This window comes from Amycolatopsis nalaikhensis, from assembly GCF_030264295.1.
Taxonomy (GTDB): domain Bacteria; phylum Actinomycetota; class Actinomycetes; order Mycobacteriales; family Pseudonocardiaceae; genus Amycolatopsis; species Amycolatopsis nalaikhensis.
The window spans coordinates 5647100-5668022 of record NZ_CP127173.1 but is presented as its reverse complement, the minus strand read 5'-3'; the positions used below and the strand labels follow the sequence as shown (position 1 = coordinate 5668022).

The window sequence follows — 20923 nt, the reverse complement described above, 5'->3', positions numbered from 1 at the left end:
TTCGGCCGTACCGGGGTTCCCCCACAAGCGGGAATCAGGAGGGCCGAAAAGGCGCAATCAGCTGGGGAAGATGCCGCTGGTGACGTTCACGAAGGTGCCCGTGATGGCACCGGCCTCGGGGGAGGCGAGGAACGCCGCGGTCTGCGCCACCTGGGCGAGCGTGGGCGACTTCTTGGTCATGCGCATGCCGTCCAGGTGCTGCAGCAGACCCTGGAACGCGGCGTCGTCCATCTTCGGCGCGCCGCTGAACGCCGCCAGCTTCTCCGGCGACAGCGTCTCCGGCAGGCCCGCGGTCCAGATGCCGGCGACGCGCACGCCCGCCGGGCCGATCTCGGCCGCCAGGTTGCGGACGAGGGTGTCGATCGCGCCGTCGGCGGAACCGGTCCCGCCCATCATCGGGCTGCCGTGCGCGGACCCGCTGTCGAGCGCGAGGATGACGCCGGAACCCTGCTCCACCATGTGCCGGGCGGCGGCGCGCATGGTGATGAAGTTCGTGGTGACGCCGGTGATGATCGGGCTGGTGAAGTCCGCCGTCTTCATGTCGACCAGCGGGATGCCCTGCACGTCGCCGCGGGTGATCAGGTTGATCGAGACGTCCAGGCTGCCGCCCTCGACCACCACGGTCTTGGCGTGCTCCTCGACGGCCGACTCGTCGAGCGCGTCGAGGACGTCCACCGAAGCCGAACCGCCGGCGGCCTCGATCTCGTCGGCCACGGCCTGCAGGGACTCGAGGGTGCGGCCCACGAGGAACACGTGCGCGCCGTCGGCGGCGAACGCCTTGGCCACCGCCGCGCCGATCGAGCCGCCGGCACCGTAGACGATCGCGTTCTTCTTCTCGAGCGACATCGCTCTCTCCTTCGCGTCTCTTCGCGTGCTGTGTTGCCCGCGTTGTCGGACATTGAGACGCACGCCCGCCGGAAAACTCATCGCCCGATCGGGGCTAAAGCGTGAGCGGCAGGCCGAAGGCCGGGAAGAGGTGCGGTTCGAAGGAGGTGATCTCGACGATCCGGCCGCCTTCGATGCGCAGGACGTCGAGCACCTGCGCCCGGTAGACGGTGGTGCCCGGCCGCCGCAGGTAGCCGGCCGCGGCGGGCATGCGGTTCGCGAAGGTCGGCAGGTGCTTCCAGGTGCCCTGGAAGTGCGGCGACGCCGGGTCGATCGAGGGCTTGATGAACGCCATCATCGCGTCGCGGCCGACGAACCAGAACGGGTTCGGCGGCATGGTCAGCACGACGTCCTCGCTGAGCAGCTCGGCGACGACGGCGGCGTCGGCCTGGTCGGCGGCGTCCATGTAGCGCTGCAGGATCTCGCGCTCTTCGCTGGTCGGGCGGGCCGGCATGGTCCAGTCGCCGCGCCGTTCGGGCAGGTGGCGGCGCAGCGCGGGCCGGGCCCGCTGCAGGGCGCTGTTGACCGAGGCGACGGTCATGTCCAGCTGCTCGGCGGTGTCGGCGGCGGGCCAGCCGAGCACGTCACGCAGGATCAGCACGGCCCGCTGCCGCGGCGGCAGGTGCTGGATCGCGGCCAGGAAGACCAGCTCCATGGTCTCCCGGGACACCGCGGCGCGCTCCGGCTCGACGTCCGTCGAGGCGACGTCCTCGAGCAGCGCGTCCGGGTAGGGCTGCAGCCACGTCACCCGTGCGGGTGGTTCCGCGGTGCCGCTGTCCATGCCGGGCACCGGCTCGTACCGCTGCGGACGGCGCTGGTTGCGGCGCAGGAAGTCCAGGCAGGAGTTGGTCGCGATGCGGTACAGCCAGGCCCGGAAGGTCGACCGGCCCTCGAAGGCGTCACGGCGGTTCCAGGCGCGGAGGAAGGTCTCCTGGACCATGTCCTCGGCGTCGTCGTAGGAGCCGACCATCCGGTAGCAGTGCACCTGCAGCTCGTGCCGGAACGGCTCGACGAGCCCGGCGAAGTCCCATTCGTCACCGGCCCGCACGGCGGCGGTGACCTCGTCGTTCTCGCCCTCGCGGGTTTCCGTCACGGCGTCGTCCGTGACGTTTTCTTCCGTCACGGCGGCAGGCGTGACGTTTTCCGGGTGGTCTTCCGTCACGCGGGCGGGCGTGACGCTTTCCGGCCGCTTGTTCGTCACGCGGGCGAGCGTGACGTTTTCGGTGACGGCGGCGTCGCGGGCGAGCTGGGCGATGCGCCGGAGCTTGCCGACGGTCGAGGCCAGGTCGGTGACGTCGGTGTAGAAGGCCTCGGGCAGCTGCGGCGCCAGCCGGCGGACGCGCTGCTCGATGTCGGCGATGAGGTCGGGCACGGCGGCACCGGCGGCGGGCTGCTGCCGCTCGCGGTAGGCCTTCTGACGGCAGGCGGGCGAGCAGTACTTGGACACGCGCCCGCGGCCACCCGCCCGCGCGGGGAGGGTCTTGCCGCAGCTGGGGCACCGGCCGTCCGTCACGCCCCGAATCTACGCAGAGTGAGCCCCGCCCGCCACGGCACCCTCGGCCCGGTCCCCCGGCGCGCCCCGGAGGTCGCGAATGACTCATTCGGGACCTCCAGCGTCCCGAATGAGTCATTCGCGACACCGGGCACCGCGCGCCAGACCCGAGCGCCCCAAGGCGGCCTTGGTTGCGTCTCACGCACCGAAGGCCGCCTTGGGTGCGTCAGACGCACCGAAGGCCACATTGGGGCGCTTGGGGCGGCCGCTCCGCGTCTCCCGTCGTGCGCTTCCGGCGGCCGACCGCAGGCGAGCGAGCCCGCACCGCAGAAATGGAGGCGCCGCCGGGTTTTCGCCCCGATCATCCTCGTATGCGGGCGAGCCGGGCGGCCGACCCATCCCTTGCGAAGGAGCACAAGCCATGGCGACGAGCGTCCCGATCTCGGATGCGGACTACCTCCGGATCCTCATCCACGGCCACACCGCGTTCGAACTGCTGCGCACGGGTCTCGAGTTCGACCTGTTCCAGAAGCTCGAGGACAGCGGCGGCCTGGACGTCACCGAGACGGCGGCGGCGCTCGGCGTCGAGGAGTACCCCGCGCGCGTCCTGCTGCTCGGCCTGGCGTCCCTGCTGCTCATCGAGAAGAAGGACGGCAAGTTCGTCAACGCCCCGATCGTGCGCCGGAAGCTGCTCAAGGACGGCGAGCGGTTCCTCGGCCCGCTGATCGACATCCAGGACAAGATCATCAACAAGACCCTGGTCGACTTCGCCGAGTCGATGCGGCAGAGCACCAACGTCGGCCTGCGCCACCTCGAGGGGCCCGGCGACACGCTCTACTCGAAGCTCACCGCCACCCCGGACCTGCAGAAGGTCTTCTACGACAACATGGGTGACGCCTCGAACCGCGCGTTCGAGCAGTTCCTGGAGTACTACGACTTCAGCGGCATCAAGCACGCGATCGACATCGGCGGCGGCGACGGCACCAACTCGGTCAAGCTGGCCGAGCGCTACCCCGAGCTCGAGATGACCGTGTTCGACCAGGAGAGCGTCACGCGCCTGGCCGCCGACAAGATCGAGGACCCGTCGGTCCGCAAGCGCGTCCACTTCCACCCGGGCGACATGCTCACCGACCGGCTGCCCGAGGGCGCGGACGCGATCCTCTACTTCCACATCTACGAGATCTGGTCGCTGGAGCGGAACACCGAGATGCTCCGCAAGTGCTACGACGCGCTCCCCGAGGGCGGCACGGTGCTGGTCTACAACTTCGTCTCCAACGACGAGGGCACCGGTTCGCTGTCCGGCGGGCTCGTGTCGCCGTACTTCCTGGCGCTCGCGTCCGGCGAGGGCATGACCTGGTCGGCCGCGGACATGGAGAAGTCCGTGCGCGACGCCGGTTTCTCGCGGGTCGAGCGGTTCGCCGACCTCGGCTTCAGCCACGCCCTGGTGGTGGGCCACAAGTAGCCCGGAGCCCGATCCGGGCGGGCCGGAACCGGCTCGCCCGGATCTTCGGTGTCCTTGCCCGGCGCCCGCCGCTCGCGGGACGAACGAAAGAAGGCCGATGAACTTCCCCGAACCCGTCGCCATCATCGGGATGGCTTGCCGTTTCGCCGCGGGAATCGAGTCACCGGAGGCGTTCTGGGCCCTCCTGCGCGACGGTGGCGACACCGTCGGCGAGCTGCCAGCGGACCGCTGGGAGTGGCACGCGGGCCAGAGCCGCGAGCACGCCGCGGTGGTGCGGGACGTGACCAAGCGCGGTGCGTTCCTCGACAACGTCAAGGAGTTCGACGCCGACTTCTTCGACGTCACCCCGCGCGAAGCGGCGCTGATGGACCCGCAGCAGCGGATCACGCTGGAGCTGGCGTGGGAGGCGCTGGAGCACGCCGGCATCCCGCCGCGCTCGCTCGGCGGCACGGACGCCGGGGTGTTCATGGGCGTCGGCGCCGACGACTACGGCCGCCGCCTGCTGGAGGACCTGCCGCGGATCGAGGCGTGGACCGGGATCGGCAGCTCGTTCTGCGCCGTCGCGAACCGGGTGTCCTACGCGCTGGACCTGCGCGGGCCGAGCATGGTGGTCGACACCGCGTGCTCGTCTTCGCTGGTCTCGATCCACCTGGCGGCCCAAGCGCTGCGCTCGGGCGAGTGCCCGGTCGCGCTCGCCGGCGGCATCCTGGTGATGGCCGGTCCGGGTCTGTCGGTCGTGCTCGACGCCGCCGGCGCCACTTCGCGCGACGGGCGCAGCAAGTCCTTCGACGCCTCGGCCGACGGTTACGGCCGCGGCGAGGGCGGCGGCATCGTCGTGCTCAAGCTGCTCAAGGACGCCCGTCGCGACGGCGACCGCGTGCTCGCCGTGATCCGCGGCAGCGCCGTGCAGCAGGACGGCAAGACCAACGGCATCATGGCGCCCAACGGCGAAGCGCAGGCCCACCTGATGCGCCGCGCCTACCAGGCGTCCGGCATCGACCCGGCGACCGTCGGCTACGTCGAGGCGCACGGCACCGGCACCAGCGTCGGCGACCCGCTCGAGGCGGGCGCGATGACGGCGGTGTTCGGGGCCGGACGTCCCGCCGACGCTCCGTGCCTGATCGGCTCGGTGAAGCCGAACGTCGGGCACCTCGAGGCGGGCGCCGGGGTCGCCGGGGTGATCAAGACCGTGCTGGCGCTGCAGCACGGCGAGATCCCGGCCAGCCTGAACTTCACCACGCCGAACCCCAAGATCCCGTGGGCCACTTCGGGTTTGCGCGTGGTCACCGAGAACACGCCGTGGCCGCAGAGCAGCGCGCCGCGTCGCGCCGGGGTCTCCGGTTACGGCTACGGCGGCACCATCGCGCACGTCATCCTCGAAGCCGCGCCCGAAGCCGACTCCGCGACGGCCAAGGCGAACGGCGCCAGGCAGAACGTCCTGCCGCTGTCCGGCGCGACCGAGGCGGCCGTGTCGAAGTACGCCGGGCGGCTGGCGAACTGGCTGGCGCGCCACCCCGACACCGAGCTTCGCCGACATCGGCCACACGCTCGCGCGGCGTCGCCAGCACCTGCCGCACCGGGCCGCGGTGACCGCCGACAGCACCGAAACGCTGCGCGCGAAGCTGGCCGAGTTCGCCGCTTCGGGCACCGGCGGTGTCACGGGGCGCGCGCTGCCGGAGACCTCGCGCCAGGACCTCGTCTGGGTCTTCTCCGGGCACGGCTCGCAGTGGACCGGCATGGCCCGCGAGCTGCTGGCCACCGAACCCGCCTTCGAGGCCGTGATCGACGCGATCGAGCCGGTCTTCCAGGCGGAGCTGGGGATCTCCCCGCGCGCGACGATCGGCTCGGACGAGCCGCAGCCCGTCGACGTCATCCAGCCGATGATCTTCGCCGTCCAGGTGGCACTCGCGGCGCTGTGGCGCGACCGCGGGGTGCACCCCGACGCCGTCATCGGGCACTCGGTCGGCGAGATCGCCGCCGCCGTCACGTCCGGGATGCTCACCCTGGAGCAGGGCGCGCGGCTGGTCTGCCGCCGGTCCGTGCTGCTGCGGCAGGTGGCGGGCCAGGGCGCGATGGCCATGGTCAACCTGCCGCCGGAGGAGGCGCGGCGACGGCTCGCCGGCCGCACGGACATCGCCGTCGCGGTCGCCGCCGCCACCGGCTCGACCGTGTTCTCCGGCGACATCGACGCCGTGCGGGAGACGAGTGAGGAGTTCGCCGCCGAAGGACTCGCGGTGCGCCGCGTCGACTCCGACGTCGCCTTCCACAGCCCGCACATGGACCCGCTGCTGGAGTCGCTGGCCGCGGCCGCCGCGGACCTGCCGCCCGCCCCGGCCGACATCCCGGTGTACAGCACCGCGCTGGCCGACCCGCGCTCGGAAGCCCCGCGCGACGGCGCCTACTGGGCCACGAACCTGCGTGGCACCGTGCGGTTCGCCGAGGCCGTCGCGGCCGCGGCGGCCGACGGCTACCGCCTGTTCGTCGAGGTCTCGCCGCACCCCGTGGTCGAGCACTCGATCAACGAGACCCTCGACGAGCTGGGCATCACCGACGCCGTCGTCACGCACTCGCTGCGGCGCAACCGGCCCGAGCGCGAGACGCTGCTGGCGAACCTCGGCGTGCTGTACTGCGGCGGCGCCGACGTCGACTGGGCCGCGCACTGGCCGGAGGGTTCGCTGGCGGACCTGCCGACCACGGCGTGGCAGCGCAAGGAGCACTGGGTCGACGACTCGGTCGGCCGCTCGTTCCTCACCGAGCAGCACGACCTCGACAGCCACACGCTGCTCGGCGGCCGGATCAACGTGCACGGCGCGAACCCGGCCCAGGCCTGGCTGACCTACCTGGACCGCGACTCGCGGCCATACCCCGGCGACCACCCGGTGCGGAAGGTCGAGATCATCCCGGCCGCGGTGCTGCTCAACAGCTTCCTCACCGCCGCGGCCTCGGCGAAGGGTGCCTGGCACGAGCTCTCCGACGTCGCGCTGCGCGTCCCGGTGAGCGTCACGCGGCCGCGGCACCTCCAGATCGTGTTGCAGGACGGCGCTTTCCGGCTGTCCTCGCGGATCATCGAGGACGTCAACGCCGGCGACCCCGACGACAAGGGCTGGGTCACCCACACCACGGCGGCGGTCACCGCGTTCGGCGGCACGATCCGCGGCCAGCGTTCGGAAGCGCGGACCACCGAGGACCTGCCGACCGGGTACGTCATCGACCGGCTCGCCACGCTCGGCGTCGCCGCGATGGGCTTCCCGTGGGCGGTCGAGGAGATCCGGCGCGGCGAGGGCACCCTCGTCGTCACGGTCACCACCGACCCCGGCTCGGACGAGCTGCCCGCCACCTGGGCGCCGCTGCTCGACGGCGCGCTGTCGGCGGCGTCGGTCGCCTTCGGCGGGCCGCCGATCCTGCGGATGCCGGCGCACATCCACCGCGTCACGCTCGCCGAGCAGTCGCCGTCGCGGGCCAAGGTGACCGTGCGCGTGGTCGCCGACGACACCGTCGACGTCGAGATCGCCGACCTCGACGGCACCGTCGTCGGCCGGCTGACCCGGCTCAAGTACGGCGTGCTGGACAGCGAAGCCGGCGCGGTGACGAGCCCGCGGCAGGTCGTGCACCAGCTGGCCTGGCGCCCCGCCGAGGGCGTCGCGGGCGGACCGGCCGGGAACCTCGTGCTGGTCGGACCGGACTCGCCGGTGCTGCGGCGGGTCACGACCGGGCTCGACGCGCTGAGCGTCGCGCACCTGGTCGCCGCCACGCCGGAGGGCCTGCCCGAAGGGGTGCTCGGCGCGGACCACACGCTGCTCGTGGTGCCCGCCGCCGGCGCGACCGGCGACGCCGCCGCGGAAGCCTCGTGGCTGCTCGCCCGCACGGCGCAGCGCGTCGCCGCGACCGGGCAGGCCAAGACCGCCAAGGTCTGGTGCCTCACCGAAGGCGTCCGCGAAAGCGCCGAAGCCGACGCGCTCGGCCACGGCCCGCTCTGGGGTGTCGGCCGCGTGATCGGTGGCGAGCACCCGGACCTGTGGGGCGGCACCGTCGACATCGGACAGTCCGAAACGGACATCGCGGGCCTGGTCGAGGTGCTGCGGACGATCCGCGGCGAAGACGTCGTCGTCGTCCGCGACGGCGAGGCCTCGGTCGGGCGCCTGCACCGCCTCGAGGGCGACCCGACACAGCCTCGCCTGGCCGCCCGGCCGCACGCGACGTACCTGGTCACCGGCGGCCTCGGTGTGCTGGGGCTGGAGGTCGCGCACTGGCTGGCCGACCGCGGGGCCCGGCGGATCGTGCTCGCCGGCCGCCGCGGGCTGCCGCCGCGCGCCGAGTGGGGCGAGCTGACGGACGAAGCCCAGATCGACGCCGTCGAGTCGGTCGTCGCGCTGGAACGCCTCGGTGTCACGGTGTTCCCGGTCGCGGTGGACGTCGCGGATCCCGAGGACGTCGCGGCCAAGCTGTCGCCGGACGCCCTCGGGCTGCCGCCGTTCCGCGGCGTCGTGCACGCCGCCGGTGTGCTCGACGACCGCACGCTCGGCAAGCTCGACGAAGCCTCGCTGCGCCGCGTCATGCGGCCGAAGGTCGAGGGCGCGCTGAACCTGCACCACCTGTTCCCGCCGGGCTCGCTGGACTTCTTCGTGCTGTTCTCCTCGTGCGGGCAGCTGCTCGGGCTGCCCGGGCAGACCAGCTACGCGGCGGGCAACGCGTTCCTCGACGCACTGGCCGCCCACCGGCGTGCGGCGGGCGACCCCGGTGCCGCCAGCTACGCGTGGACGTCGTGGCGCGGGCTGGGCATGTCGACCTCCACCGCCGTGATCGACGCCGAGCTCGCCGCTCGCGGTACGGCCGACATCAGCGTCACGGAGGCCTTCGGAGCTTGGGATCTCGCCGCCCGGCACGATCTCGGGTACGCCGTGATGCTGCGGACGCTGCCCGCCGAGCCCGGCGTGCGGAAGCTGGCCCTGCTCTCGGAACTGCCCGAGGAGGCCGCCGCCGGTGCCACCGCCGCGGACCTGGTCGACGTTCCGTGGGCCGGGCTCACCGGGGCCGAGCTGTCGGCCGCGGTGATCGAGGAGATCCGCAAGCACGTCGCCGCCGAGACCGGGCTCGCCGCGTCCGAAGTGGACTCCCGGCGGCCGTTGATCGAGATGGGCCTGGACTCCGTGATGACCGTGCGGATCCGGCGTGGGCTCGAGCGGCGGTTCCGGTTCCCATTGCCCGCCACGTTGTTCTGGGACCGGCCGACCATCGAGGCCGTCGCCGCGCTGCTCACCGAGCGGATGGCCGAGGAGACGGGGGAGCCTGAATGAGTTTCGAAGGTTTCGTGCCCTGGCCCGCGGATCTGGCCCACGCCTACCGCGCGGCCGGGGTCTGGCCGGGGCGGACCATGGGTTCGTACCTGTGGGAGTGGGCCGAGGCTCGCGGGGACCGGGTCGCCGTTGTCGACGGTGTTGTTCGGCTGTCTTACCGCGACCTCGCCGTTCGGGCGGATGCGCTGGCTGCTCGGCTGAGTGAGCGCGGTCTGTCGCGGGGCGACACCGTGCTGGTTCAGCTTCCCAACACCTGGGAGTTCGTGGTCGTCACCACCGCCTTGCTGCGGCTCGGTGTCGTTCCGACCATGATGCTGCCTCCCCATCGGGATCACGAGCTGACCGCCATCGGTGCTCACGTGCGGGCTCGGGGTCTTGTCGTTCCGGATACCTGGCGGGGCTTCGATCATCAGGAGCTTGCTTTCCGAGTTGCCGGGGCTCTTCCTTCTTCGGCTTCCGTGCTGGTTGTTGGGGACTCCGTTGCTCCTGGGGCCGTCGATGTTCGTGCGTTGATGGATCCTTCCGGGGATGTTGCCGGGCGACAGGCTTGGCTTGACGCTCATTCCCCTGCGCCGTCGGACATCGCCGTGTTTCTGCTTTCCGGTGGGACCACTGGGGTGCCCAAGGTCATCAGCCGGACCCATGATGACTACCTCTTCAACATCACCCACTCCGCTCGGGCCTGTGCCTTCGACTCCGAGACCGTTTATCTCGCTGTTCTTCCCGCTGGGCACAACTTTCCCTTGGCCAGTCCGGGGATCTTCGGTGCCTTGCATGCCGGGGGGCGGGTTGTTTTCTCCTCGTCTCCGCGGCCTGAGCCTGTCTTTGCGGCCATTGAGGCTGAGCGGGTTACTGCTACGTCGGCTGTTCCCGCCGTTGTGCTCAAGTGGGTTGATGCCGCTGCTTCCCTGAAGCCGGATCTCTCCAGCCTGCGTTATGTGCACGTTGGTGGGTCCATGCTCGCTCCCGATATCGCCGAGCGGATGGCTCGGGCTCTCGGGTGCCGTCTGCAGCAGGTCTACGGCATGGCTGAAGGGCTCATCTGCTACACGCCGCCTGATGCTCCTGATTCGCTGGCTTTCGGTACTCAGGGGCCTCCTGTGAGTCCCTTCGATGAGCTGCTGATCGTCGATGAGGATGGGTTGCCCGTTCCTCCTGGTGGTGAGGGTGAGCTGCTTACCCGTGGCCCTGGGACTCCTCGTGGGTACTACGGGGTTCCTGAGCAGAACAAGCTCTCTTTCACTCCTGACGGGTGGTTCCGGACTGGTGATCTTGTTCGGCTTACCCCTGAGGGTTATGCCGTTGTCTGCGGGCGCGTCAAGGATCTCATCAACCGGGGTGGGGAGAAGATCTCCGCTGGTGAGGTTGAGACTCTCATCCAGGAGCTTCCTGAAGTTGCCGAGGTTGCTGCTGTTCCCTCTCCTGATCCTGTCTATGGTGAGCGGGTTTGTGTCTTCGTTCGGTTCCACGGTGGGTGCTCGTTGTCCTTGGCCGAGATCTCTCGGTTCCTGACCGAGCGGGGGTTGGCCGCCTTCAAGATTCCTGAACGACTTGAGGTGCTGGATGCCTTTCCTCATACCGCTGTCGGTAAGGCTGACAAGAAGGCTTTGAAGGTTCTTTTGGCTGAGATTGATTCTCAGCCTCGGGCTGCTTGAGTTCGCATCCCGACGCCTGATTGTGACTACGGCCGGCGGCGTCTTGTCAAGACGGAAAAGCGTGTCTTGACAAGAGGCCGTCGGCCGTGTTTTGGCTTCGTATCGGGATGCTGGGTGGGGGCTGGATGTCCTCACTTCGGTCAGCTCGGTGCGCGTTCTCCTCGGGCGGCGGCGCTGTGGGCTGAAGGGGACTTTGCTGGCATCTGATGCGACGAACGTCCCCTTCAGCTCACCACATGCGACCAACGTCCCCTTCAGCCCATCCCGACCCAGCGCGCCCGCGCGGCCGACTGGCCTCCCCACGCACAAAAGCGAAGGCCGCCGCCTCGCCCGCCCCCGAGCGGCCTCGCCCTCGGTGCGCCACCGCGTCTCCCGCCCCCGGCCCGCCTCGCCCTCGGTGCGCCGGCGTCGTGAGCTGAAGGGGACTTTGCTGGCATCTGATGCGATGAACGTCCCCTTCAGCTCACCACATGCGATGAACGTCCCCTTCAGCCCATCCCTCCGCACGCAAAAAAGCGAAGGCCGCCGCCGGGTGCAGGGGGACCCGGACGGCGGCCTTCGCGGATATGACCGTCCCTATCGGACAGTCAGGCTGCGCGGCCCTCTTCTCGGCGCGCGGACTCGGCTCCTTGGGCGGCCACTATCGCCGCGCCGAAGTTCGGCTCCTGGCCTACCTCCGGTACGTACTCCGCGTGGACCACCGTTCCCGTTTCGTCCACCACGAACACCGCTCGGGACAGCAGGCGGAACTCCTTGATCACCACTCCGTACGCCAGCCCGAACGACAGGTCCCGGTGGTCCGACAGCGTCCGGACGCCCGAAACGCCCGCCGCTCCGCACCAGCGGGCCTGGGCGAACGGGAGGTCCACCGATACCGTCAGCACCGATGCCTCGCCCAGCTGCGTCACGCTCTCGTTGAAACGGCGCGTCTGCAGGTCGCACACCGGCGTCTCCAGCGACGGGACCACCGAGATCACCCTCGTCCCGCCCAGCTCCGAAAAGCGGACCGGGGACATGTCGTTGGCCAGCGCCGTGAAGTCCGGGGCCTGGTCGCCGACCGCTACCTCCGGGCCCAGCAACGTCACCGGGTTCCCGCGGAACGTCACCACGCCCGTTCGCTCCGTCATCCCGGCCCCCTCAGCCCTTGACCGGGCTCGTCTGCTGGGACACCAGGCGCCACTCGCCGTCGAGCTGGGCGACCACCCACGTGCCGCGGACCGTGCGCTCGGCCGGGACCGTCGTCTCCCCTTCGTACAGCACGCCGCCGTCGGTGATCACCACCGCCACCCCCGGCTCGAGGACCTTCACCTCGATCGGCTCGGTCACCAGCTTGGTGCCCGACAGCCTTGCCCCGAACGCGTCAGCGAACCACGTCCGGATCGCGTCGCGGCCGTTGATCTGCTCGTCGTCGACGAGGATGCTGCCGTTCTCGGCGAACGACTCCGCGAACGCGCCGGCGTCGTTCGCGTCCCACGCCGCGCGGGCGCGCAGCTGCGCCGTCACCGCGGCGCTCTCCTCGCCCTGGGTGAACTTCCCGTAGTAGGTGGCCCACTGTTTGGCCCCCGCGACGAGGGACGAAGCCTTCTCGGACATCCGGCTCTCCTTGGCTGACGGTTGTGGCTCGAATCTCCGTGGCCAGGATTCCGGGAACCGGGGCACTTCGGCATCTCCTCCACTGCGGGAAAGACCGGCAACTCAGGAGAGGTTTCCGCGCCGGGAGCCGTGTGACCATGAACCCCGTATGGGCCGATCGTAACCCCGCCGTTGGTTGGCCGACCGATCGAAGGAGAAGCAACAGTGTCCGCACCCACTTCTGACGAGCAGGCCAGGCTGGACGACTACTACGGGCCCTTCACCTCCGAAAAGGAAAAGGAAGCCCTCGACGTCCCGCTGCGCCTGATCGCCGCCTGGAGCAAGAACGACGGCTACGGTGTCGCCAAGGCCTTCACCGAGGACGGCATCCTCATCCTCCCCGGTGACGTGCTGAAGAAGGGCCGCGACGAGATCGGCGCCTTCATGGCCGCCGCCTACGCCGGTCCGTTCAAGGGTACCGGCGTCACGGGCAAGCCGGTCAACCTCCGGTTCGTTTCGGACACCGTCGCGCTGATCCGCACCCACGGCGGCATCCTCGCCCCGGGCGAGACCGAAATCGACGAAGAGCTCGCCGTCCGGTCGACCTGGGTCGTCGTCAAGCGCGACAACGAATGGCAGCTGGCCGTCTACCAGAACAGCCCGCGCGGCGCCGGCGCCACGCTCCGCTGGTAACCGAAACCACCCAGGAGATCATTGTGCCGACCAATTCGTGGGGCGACGCCACCGCGATCCTCGCCGCGCACGGCGTCGAGGAGGACACCTCTTTCTACCGCGAGTTCACCAGCGCGGACGAAAAGGCCGTCCTCACCGTGCCGCAGCGCATCCAGGACGCCTGGCAGCTGAACGACCCCGACAAGTTCGCGGACGTCTTCACCGCCAACGGCAGCCTGCTGCTGCAGGACAACCAGCTCACCAGCCAGGACGAGATCCGCGACTACATGCGCGCCGGGTTCTCCGGTCCCCTGAAGGGCGCGCACGTGTCCGGCTGGCCGCTGGAGGTCAAGTTCCTCGAGCCGGACATCGCGATCGCCATCACCGAAGGCGGCATCATCCGCCCCGGTGAGTCCGAGATCGCGCCGGAGAACCAGATCCGGGCCGTCTGGGTCGTCGTCCGCAACGGCGAAGGCGACCTGAGCCTGTTCTCGCACCAGAGCAGCCCCGTCAAGGGCTGAGCGACGGGTTCGAGTTCGTGAAGGCCACCTTGGGGACCAAGGTGGCCTTCACGGCATTTTGGGAGATGGCGACGGGCGGTCGCGGGACTAGCGTCCCCGGTGGGGCCGTCCGGCCCGTCCGTCGGCCGAGGAGCGAGGGATCCCGATGACCACGGCACTTCCCCCCGGCGCCGGGGACCCCGTCGACCCGGCGAAGGCGAAGCCGTTCCCGTCCGCCGCGCGTTACGAGAAGGCGCTCGCCGAGATCCGCGCCGCCGCGACCGCGTACTACGCCGGCTCGGACGTCCTGATGGACGACGACACCTACGACGCCCTGCTGGCCCGCGCGCTCGCGACCGAGGCCGCGCACCCGGCGTGGAAGCCCGCCGACACCCCGACCGAAGCCGTCGGCGCGGGCGTCGCGCCGGGCACCGAGATCCCGCACAGCACGCCGATGCTGGGCCTGGACAACGTCTTCGACACCGAGTCACTGCACAAGTGGGCCGCGCGCCTCGAGCGCGTCCTCGACCACCCGGTCGCGGCCTACACCGTCGAGCCCAAGCTGGACGGCCTCGCGGTCGCCGCCCGCTACTCCCGTGGGCGCCTCACCCTCGTCCTCACGCGTGGCACCGGCACGATGGGCGAGGACGTCACGACTCGCGCGATCCTCGCCAAAGGCTTGCCCGCCAAGCTTTCCTCGCCCCGGACGATCGAGGTCCGCGGCGAGGTCTTCATGACCGACGAGGACTTCCGCACCGCCAACGAGCTCCGCACCGGGCACGGCGAGCCCGCGTTCGCGCACCCGCGCAGCGCGGCGGCCGGGACGCTGCGCGCGGTCGACCGCGCCTACTCCGCGCCGCTGTCGTTCGTCGCCTACGCCGTGCAGGGCCTCGCCGACGACGGCACGCACTCGGAAGCCATGGCCCAGCTGGAAAAGCTCGGCGTCGCGACGACGTCGGGCTGCAAGCCAGCGCTGAAGGTCTGCCACAGCGCCGAAGAGATCGAAGCCGCGGTCGCCGAGATCCGGGACCTGCGCGGTTCCCTCGGCTTCGGCGTGGACGGCGCGGTCATCAAGGCCGACCGGCCCGAGGACCGCGCCGCCGCCGGCGCGTCGACCAAGGCGCCGCGCTGGGGCGTGGCCGTGAAGTTCCCCGCCGACACGCGCAGCACCAAGCTGCTGGCCATCGACGTCCAGGTCGGCCGGACCGGCGTGATCACCCCGGTCGCCACGCTCGAACCCGTCTTCATCGACGGCGTGAAGGTCGTTTCCGCCACCCTGCACAACTTCGACGACCTCGAGCGGCGCAACGTCCGCGTCGGCGACACGGTGTTCGTCCGCCGCGCGGGTGACGTCATCCCCGAGATCACCGGCGCGAAGCTCGACGAGCGGCCGAAGAACGCCAAGCCGTTCACGCCACCCGAGGTCTGCCCGGACTGCGGTTCCGAGATCGACCGCTCGCAGACGCGCTGGCGCTGCACCGGCGGCCGGGCCTGCGGCGCGCGGAAGATCCTGGCCCACTACGCCACGCGCGAGGCGATGGACATCGAGGGCCTCGGCGGCAAGATCATCGACCTGCTGGTCGCCGAGGGGCTCGTCGCCGACCCGGCCGACCTGTACGACCTCGACGTGCCGCGGCTCGCGGCGCTCGACGGCCTCGGCGAGATCTCCGGCGGCAAGCTCGTCGCGGCGATCGCGTTGACGAAGAAGCGCCCGTTGTCGAGCCTGCTCACCGGGCTCGGCATCCGGATGGCCGGGCGCGCGGTGTCGCGACGGCTGGCCCGGCACTTCGGCTCGATGGACGCGCTGCTCGCGGCCACGCCCGAGCAGCTGCAGGAGGTCGAAGGCGTCGGCCTGGAACGCGCCGAGACCATCGCGGCCGAGCTCGCCGAGCTGGCCGGGGTCATCGCGAAGCTGGCGGCCCGCGGGCTCACCATGACCGAGCCGGACGCCGCCCCGGCCCCGGCCGCGGCCACCGTGCTCCCGCTGCGCAAGCCCGACGGCTCGCCGATGCGGGTCGTGGTCACCGGTGCTGTCCCCGGGCTGAAGAACCGCGACGAAGGCAACCAGGCCGTCGAACGCCTCGGCGGGACGGCGTCCGGGTCGGTGTCGGCGAAGACGGACCTGGTCGTCGTCGGCGACGGTTCCGGCAGCAAGGCGGACAAGGCGGCCGAGCTGGGCGTCCGGATCCTGCCCGCGGAGAGGTTCGCCGACCTGCTGGCCGCCCACGACGGCGGCGACGACAGCCGCGCGGCGGAGATCCTCGCCTCCTGACCCCCGCGCCCACCCGCCCGTCGTGAGTGGAAAACAGTGTTCTAACACTGTTTTCCACTCACGAGCCGGGGTCAGCGGAAATGGATGTCGACGCGGTCGAGCGCCGTCACGGAAACGTCGTAGACCCCGAGCGTGCATTGCACGGCGGCGCAGTCGACCGTCACGTCGACGCCGTCGCCGATATTGCCGACGTACACTTTCTGCGCCACGATCGTGGTGAACGCGGTGCCCTTGGCGTCGCTGTGGATTTCCACGACGGTCGCCGGGTTGCCGGCGCAGCCGGTCGGCACCCAGCCGCATTCGCCGACCCAGAACGTGCCGTTCGCGGGCAGGCCGGTGACGACGGCCGCGACGGTGGCGTTGGCGGACAAGGCGAACGTCGGCGCCGCGAACAGGCGGACCGGCGCCGCGGCGGAAGCCGACGGCGCGACCGCGGCGACCAGTCCGGCGGCCGCCGCCACCACGGTCGCGAGTCTGCGGGTTTTCGTACCCATGGAGAAACTCCCCTCATTCCGGTGCGTTTCGGGAAAAGGCGGACCCCTGCCCGGATCCTACGGCGAGGCCGCCACCGAACGGAGAATCCGGCGAACTGCAGCGGGAATTCGTGAGATCCGCATGGATCGAGACGCCGGCACCGCCGGCCTGCCGGAAGAATTCGACCGACGAGTACTCGTGGAGGTCGACCATGCACCTTGCCGCTCCCGTGGCGCCGATCGCGCCGCACCCGTTGTTGTTGTTCCTGCTGGGCATGCTGGTCCTGCTGACCACGGCCAAGCTGCTGGGCAGGCTCGGCGAGCGCTTCGGGCTGCCGTCCGTGGTCGGCGAGCTCGTCACCGGCATGCTGCTCGGCCCGTCGCTGCTCGGGCACCTCGCGCCCGCCGTCTCGAACTGGCTGCTGCCCACGCAGCCCGCCGAGCAGATCCACCTGCTCGACGCCGTCGGCCAGCTCGCCGTGCTGCTGCTCGTCGGCGTCACCGGCACGCACCTCGACACGCGCATCCTGCGCCGCCAGGGCCGGACCGCGGCCACCGTCAGCCTCTTCGGGCTGCTGCTGCCGCTGGGCCTGGGCATCGCGCTCGGGTTCGTGCTGCCCGGTTCCCTGCTCGGCAGCGGCAACTCGAGCCGCTGGGTGTTCGCGTTGTTCATCGGCGTCGCGATGTGCGTCACCGCGATCCCGGTGATCGCCAAGACGCTCACCGACATGCGCCTGCTGCACCGCAACATCGGCCAGCTGACCCTGGCGGCCGGCATGGTCGACGACGCCGTCGGCTGGCTGCTGCTCTCGGTCGTCTCCGCGGCCGCGACGGTCGGCGTCACCGCCGGGATCGTCTCGCTGTCGGTCGGCTACCTGATCGGCTTCGTGGCGCTGGCCGGCACCGTGGGCCGCGTGGCCGTGCGGAAGCTGATGGACCTCGCCGCGCGCCGGCCGGAGCCCGGTCCGGCGGTCGGCATGGCCGTCATCATCCTGCTGGCCTTCGGCGCCGCGACGCAGAGCCTCGGCATGGAGCCGGTGTTCGGCGCGTTCGTCGGCGGCATCCTGATCGCCCAGTCCCGGAGCGCGCAGCCCAAGCTCGCGCCACTGCGGACGGTCGTGCTTTCCGTGCTGGCGCCGCTGTTCCTGGCCACGGCCGGGCTGCGGATGGACCTCACCGCGCTGTGGCACCCGACCACGGCGTGGGCCGCGCTCGCCCTGCTGGCGCTGGCCATCGTCGGCAAGTTCGTCGGCGCGTACACCGGCGCACGGGTCAGCAAACTCAGCCGCTGGGAAGGGCTCGCGCTCGGCGCGGGGATGAACTCCCGCGGCGTGATCGAGGTGATCGTGGCCTTGACCGGCCTGCGGCTCGGCGTGCTCAACACGGCCACGTACACGATGGTGGTCCTGGTCGCGATCGTGACGTCGGTGATGGCACCGCCGTTGCTGCGGCTGTCGATGCGGCGGGTGGCGCGCACCGAGGACGAACGGCTGCGGCTGCTCGACCATGAGGACTGGCTGGGCCACCGACTGTCCACAGAGGACACCCCACGGTCCACTCCGGACATCGTCCGGCGCGAAGCGGCCTGAGCGCGCGAAAAGGCCGTCACCACCGCGGTGGTGACGGCCTTTTCGTCAACCGGCCAGCAGTCCGGCCAGCCCGGCGTAGCCGCCTTCGGCCAGCCGCTCCCCGGACGTCGCCGTGTACGCCGCGTCGGCCTCGATGCCGAGGCCCTCGACCATCCGGTTCATGAAGTTGAACAACGCGCAGACGAGCACGGCGTCGTGCAGCGCCCGCTCGTCCCAGCCCGCCGCGAACACGGCGTCGGCGTCGGCCTGCGACATCCGCGACGGCGTGCGCGTCAGCTTGCCGACGTAGGCGAGCACGGGCTTCAGCTTGTCGTCCACCGGCGCCGTTTCCAGGTCCGCCACCGCCGCCGCCAGCACGCCTTCCGGCACGCCGAACGCCTCGGCCGTCACGGTGTGGATGCCGTGGCAGTAGCCGCAGCTGTTCACGCCCGAAACGTAGGCCGCGATCATTTCCCGCTCCCCCGGGGTGAACGGCGATTCGCCGCGCAACAGCGTTTCGTGGAACGCGAGCAGGTGGCGCGCCGGTTCGGGGTAGGCCTGGAACACCTGGAGCAGCGTCGTTTCAGCCGGGAGCGACTTCAGGTAGGACATCGGGTTCCTTTCGGTCGGCGAGCCGGTCGATTTCGTCCCGGCGGATCCAGCAGGCCGTCAGGTACGCCAGCGCGGCGGGCCCGACGCCCGGCACCGCGACCGCGACCAGGTCGGCCGAGTTCGCCCACTCCTGCCGCAGCGCGCCCGCGGCCGGGCGTCCCGGCACGGCGGCGAGCAGCGGCCGCAGCGTCCGCCACCGGGCCAGGCCCGCCTCGGCCAGCCCGGCCTGGCCCGCGGCGAAGACGCCGTGCCGCGCCTGGTCGACCGCCTGGGTGACCAGGGCCGGGTCGTCCGCGAGCGAGGCGAACCCGAGGCCGGCGACCAGCCGGTCGGGCTCGAGGCCCAGCAGGATCACCCCGACCTCGGTCTCCGGCCACGCGTCGACGTCGGGGAGGGTGAAGCGCGAGTCGTACGGTTCCCGTTCAGACACCGGCACCCACCTCGGCCCGCACCGGCGACGCGGCCGGCGCCCCGCCGCGCACGCTCCGCGCGATCGCGTCGGCCGCGCGGGCCGTGGCGACGCGGTGGCCGTCGATGTTGCGGGCCGCCGGGCCGAGCACCATGCCCGCGGCCGCGCCGACCGCCGACACCCGCGGCGCGTACGTGTAGGCCAGCGTCCGCTCGTCGAGCGCGGGCCAGCCGTCGCGTTCGCCGACGACCTCCTCGGGCAGCAGCCCGCGGCCGGTCTCCGGCGTCGTGCCCAGCGCGAGCACCACGCAGTCGCCGCCCACCCGCTGCCCGCCGGCCAGGCGCACCAGCGCCGTGCCGCCGGTCGCGGCCGCCACCCCGGTGACCGCCTCGCCGCGGTGCACCACCAGGCGTCCCTCGGCTTCGGCCCGCTCCAGCAGCGGACGGAACTCGAACATGATCGACGCCCGCCGGAACTGCGCCAGCAGCCCCAGCCGGTCGTCCCAGCCGACGTTGCCGATCCGGGCGCGGCCCTCGGGCCGGAAGAACTTCGAGTTGACGTCCGCGCACTGGTAGCGCTCGCCCGGCTCCCGGATCACCCAGTGCACCTCGCGGCCGGCCGCCAGCGCGTTCGAGATCAGGTGCGCCGAGGTCAGCCCGGCACCCACGACCACCTGGCGCTCCCCCGCCGACGGCAGCCGCTCGTCCCAGTAGGCCACCCCGGGCGGGGCGGCGCCGCCACCCCACCACTCGTGCGGCGCCTCGCGGCGCTCCTCGCCGGGGCAGAGGACGACGTGCTGGGCGGTGACGGTGCCCCGGTCGGTCCGCACGGTGACGTCGGACCGGCCCGGCAGGACCTCGCGGACGGTGGCCCGCCACGTCCGTGCACCGACGTCGTGGGTGGCGGTGACGTGGTCGCAGTAGGCCTCGAAGACGTCCACCGGCACCACCGAGCGGTGCCCGGCCTGCGCCATCCGGACCTCCCGGCGCTCGACCGGCGTCAGCCGCGCCCAGTGCAGCCGCGCGAAGTCCAGCAGCTCGCAGTCGCGGTAGCCCTCCACCCCGGGGTGGTGCTCGTACGGCGAGCGCAGCACGCGCTGGCCGAGCAGGTCGATCCGGTCGAAGAACCGGCGGCACGGCCGGCCGCCGCGGTCGAGCACGACGACGTCGCGCACGCCGTGGTGCCACAGCGCCGACACCATGGCCAGCCCGGCCGGACCCGCCCCCACGACGACGACGTCGGCCCGCGACGGCGGCACCGGTTCGCGCGCGGGCGCGGGGGCGGCGGGCAGCCGCGGCCAGTCCCGGCCCCGGGGCGACTCCAGCAGGTGCGGCCCGGGGATGAACGTGCTCACCGGGTCCCCCGGCGTCCGATCGGCACCGGGTCAGCCGATCACGGTGACCGGGACGATGAGCTCGACCATCGGCCGCCGCGCCATCCCGTTCTGGACGAGCTCCTCCAGCGTCTGCTGGGACTGCTCCATGCTGTCGGTCGCGATCGGGCTGTACCGCGAGTAGGAGTACGCCGGCTTGCGCGCGCTCGTCTCCATCTCGTACACCTTGAGCACGGCCTCGCCCGGCCGGACCTCGCCGCCGTAGAAGGTCAGCCGCCGCTGGTCGGGCGTCATGAACGACTTCGAGAACTGCCGGGACATGACGAGCGTCTCCGGGTCGTTGACAAAGGTCGACTCGTCGTCCATCACGACCTGCATCGCGACCCACGTCTGGTCGGTCAGGTTCGTCTCGGACTTGATGATCTGCCAGCGCCCCGGCTCCGGCAGGTTGACCGTGACCGAGACGTCGTGGTCGGACGTGTCGATCGCACCCGAGATCATCAGCACCCGGCGGCGGACGTCGGCGACGCCGGCCATCTGGATGTCCCGTGCCCGCACCCGACCGGAAACGTCCAATCCCGCGAATTCCGGTGAAGACATTGCGCAGCCTCCTTATTTGCCCCCGAGAGCCCCCATGAACTGCGAACACGCCCGAGAATTCCACACGGCCGGAGAGACTGTCAAGGTGACGAATGCACGTCTTGGAGGGCCGAACGTAGATGCG

Annotated in this window: 16 protein-coding genes and 1 pseudogene; 8 read left to right on the top strand and 9 right to left on the bottom strand. The window is 71.3% G+C overall.

Going from position 1 to position 20923, the window contains the following annotated elements:
* Positions 1-57 precede the first annotated feature (57 nt).
* Both QP939_RS27890 and QP939_RS27885 read right to left on the bottom strand, forming a co-directional pair.
* The gene (locus tag QP939_RS27890; protein ID WP_285449177.1) at positions 58-846 is read right to left on the bottom strand and encodes an SDR family NAD(P)-dependent oxidoreductase; all 789 of its coding nucleotides are present in this window, start codon (positions 844-846) and stop codon (positions 58-60) included.
* Positions 847-940: 94 nt separating this feature from the next.
* Positions 941-2398: a sigma-70 family RNA polymerase sigma factor gene (locus QP939_RS27885; protein WP_352247601.1), complete on the bottom strand. Its 1458-nt coding sequence runs from the start codon at positions 2396-2398 to the stop codon at positions 941-943.
* Between the two features lie 400 nt (positions 2399-2798).
* Between QP939_RS27885 and QP939_RS27880 the strand changes: the two genes are divergently transcribed.
* From QP939_RS27880 to QP939_RS27865, 4 genes and pseudogenes are all read left to right on the top strand, one after another.
* On the top strand, positions 2799-3839 hold the full coding sequence (locus QP939_RS27880; RefSeq protein WP_285449176.1) for a methyltransferase: 1041 nt from the start codon (positions 2799-2801) through the stop codon (positions 3837-3839).
* Between the two features lie 97 nt (positions 3840-3936).
* Positions 3937-5307: pseudogene (locus QP939_RS27875) on the top strand (type I polyketide synthase); the annotation flags it as partial.
* A gap of 118 nt (positions 5308-5425) precedes the next feature.
* Entirely contained in the window at positions 5426-9133 is a 3708-nt protein-coding gene (locus QP939_RS27870) for an acyltransferase domain-containing protein (protein ID WP_285449175.1), read from the top strand.
* Positions 9130-10788: a (2,3-dihydroxybenzoyl)adenylate synthase gene (locus QP939_RS27865; RefSeq protein WP_285449174.1), complete on the top strand. Its 1659-nt coding sequence runs from the start codon at positions 9130-9132 to the stop codon at positions 10786-10788. The genes QP939_RS27870 and QP939_RS27865 overlap by 4 nt, the downstream gene beginning before the upstream one ends.
* A 587-nt stretch (positions 10789-11375) precedes the next feature.
* On the opposite strand, the gene tpx is transcribed toward QP939_RS27865, so the two are convergent.
* Both tpx and QP939_RS27855 read right to left on the bottom strand, forming a co-directional pair.
* Entirely contained in the window at positions 11376-11915 is a 540-nt protein-coding gene (gene tpx, locus QP939_RS27860) for a thiol peroxidase (protein WP_285449173.1), read from the bottom strand.
* A gap of 10 nt (positions 11916-11925) precedes the next feature.
* Complete coding sequence (locus QP939_RS27855; RefSeq protein ID WP_285449172.1) at positions 11926-12381, bottom strand: SgcJ/EcaC family oxidoreductase; 456 nt, start codon at positions 12379-12381, stop codon at positions 11926-11928.
* A gap of 204 nt (positions 12382-12585) precedes the next feature.
* Here QP939_RS27855 and QP939_RS27850 point away from each other — a divergent pair, with 204 nt between their 5' ends.
* The 3 genes from QP939_RS27850 to ligA all read left to right on the top strand — a co-directional run bounded on the left by QP939_RS27850 (position 12586) and on the right by ligA (position 15804).
* Complete coding sequence (locus QP939_RS27850) at positions 12586-13053, top strand: SgcJ/EcaC family oxidoreductase (RefSeq protein ID WP_285449171.1); 468 nt, start codon at positions 12586-12588, stop codon at positions 13051-13053.
* 23 nt (positions 13054-13076) lie between these two features.
* Positions 13077-13553 carry an SgcJ/EcaC family oxidoreductase gene (locus QP939_RS27845; protein ID WP_285449170.1) on the top strand — a complete coding sequence of 159 codons (477 nt, stop codon included), beginning with the start codon at positions 13077-13079 and terminating at the stop codon, positions 13551-13553.
* A gap of 145 nt (positions 13554-13698) precedes the next feature.
* Positions 13699-15804, top strand: a complete 2106-nt coding sequence (gene ligA / locus QP939_RS27840) for an NAD-dependent DNA ligase LigA (protein WP_285449169.1) — start codon at positions 13699-13701, stop codon at positions 15802-15804.
* A gap of 71 nt (positions 15805-15875) precedes the next feature.
* On the opposite strand, the gene QP939_RS27835 is transcribed toward ligA, so the two are convergent.
* A complete protein-coding gene (locus QP939_RS27835) occupies positions 15876-16298 on the bottom strand; it encodes a neocarzinostatin apoprotein domain-containing protein (RefSeq protein WP_285449168.1) in 423 nt (140 codons plus the stop codon).
* A 191-nt stretch (positions 16299-16489) separates the two neighbouring features.
* On the opposite strand from QP939_RS27835, the gene QP939_RS27830 reads away from it, so the two are divergent.
* On the top strand, positions 16490-17866 hold the full coding sequence (locus QP939_RS27830; RefSeq protein WP_285449167.1) for a cation:proton antiporter: 1377 nt from the start codon (positions 16490-16492) through the stop codon (positions 17864-17866).
* Positions 17867-17911: 45 nt separating this feature from the next.
* On the opposite strand, the gene QP939_RS27825 is transcribed toward QP939_RS27830, so the two are convergent.
* The 4 genes from QP939_RS27825 to QP939_RS27810 are packed head-to-tail and all read right to left on the bottom strand — an operon-like array spanning position 17912 to position 20736.
* Positions 17912-18457, bottom strand: coding sequence for a carboxymuconolactone decarboxylase family protein (locus QP939_RS27825; RefSeq protein ID WP_285449166.1), 546 nt, complete (start codon positions 18455-18457; stop codon positions 17912-17914).
* Entirely contained in the window at positions 18429-18887 is a 459-nt protein-coding gene (locus QP939_RS27820) for a DUF6187 family protein (protein WP_285449165.1), read from the bottom strand. Before QP939_RS27820 ends, QP939_RS27825 begins: the two co-directional genes overlap by 29 nt.
* Positions 18880-20220: an FAD-dependent oxidoreductase gene (locus QP939_RS27815; protein ID WP_285449164.1), complete on the bottom strand. Its 1341-nt coding sequence runs from the start codon at positions 20218-20220 to the stop codon at positions 18880-18882. The genes QP939_RS27820 and QP939_RS27815 overlap by 8 nt, the downstream gene beginning before the upstream one ends.
* Positions 20221-20250: 30 nt before the next feature.
* Positions 20251-20736: a DUF6423 family protein gene (locus tag QP939_RS27810; RefSeq protein WP_352252739.1), complete on the bottom strand. Its 486-nt coding sequence runs from the start codon at positions 20734-20736 to the stop codon at positions 20251-20253.
* Between the last annotated feature and the right edge of the window lie 187 nt (positions 20737-20923).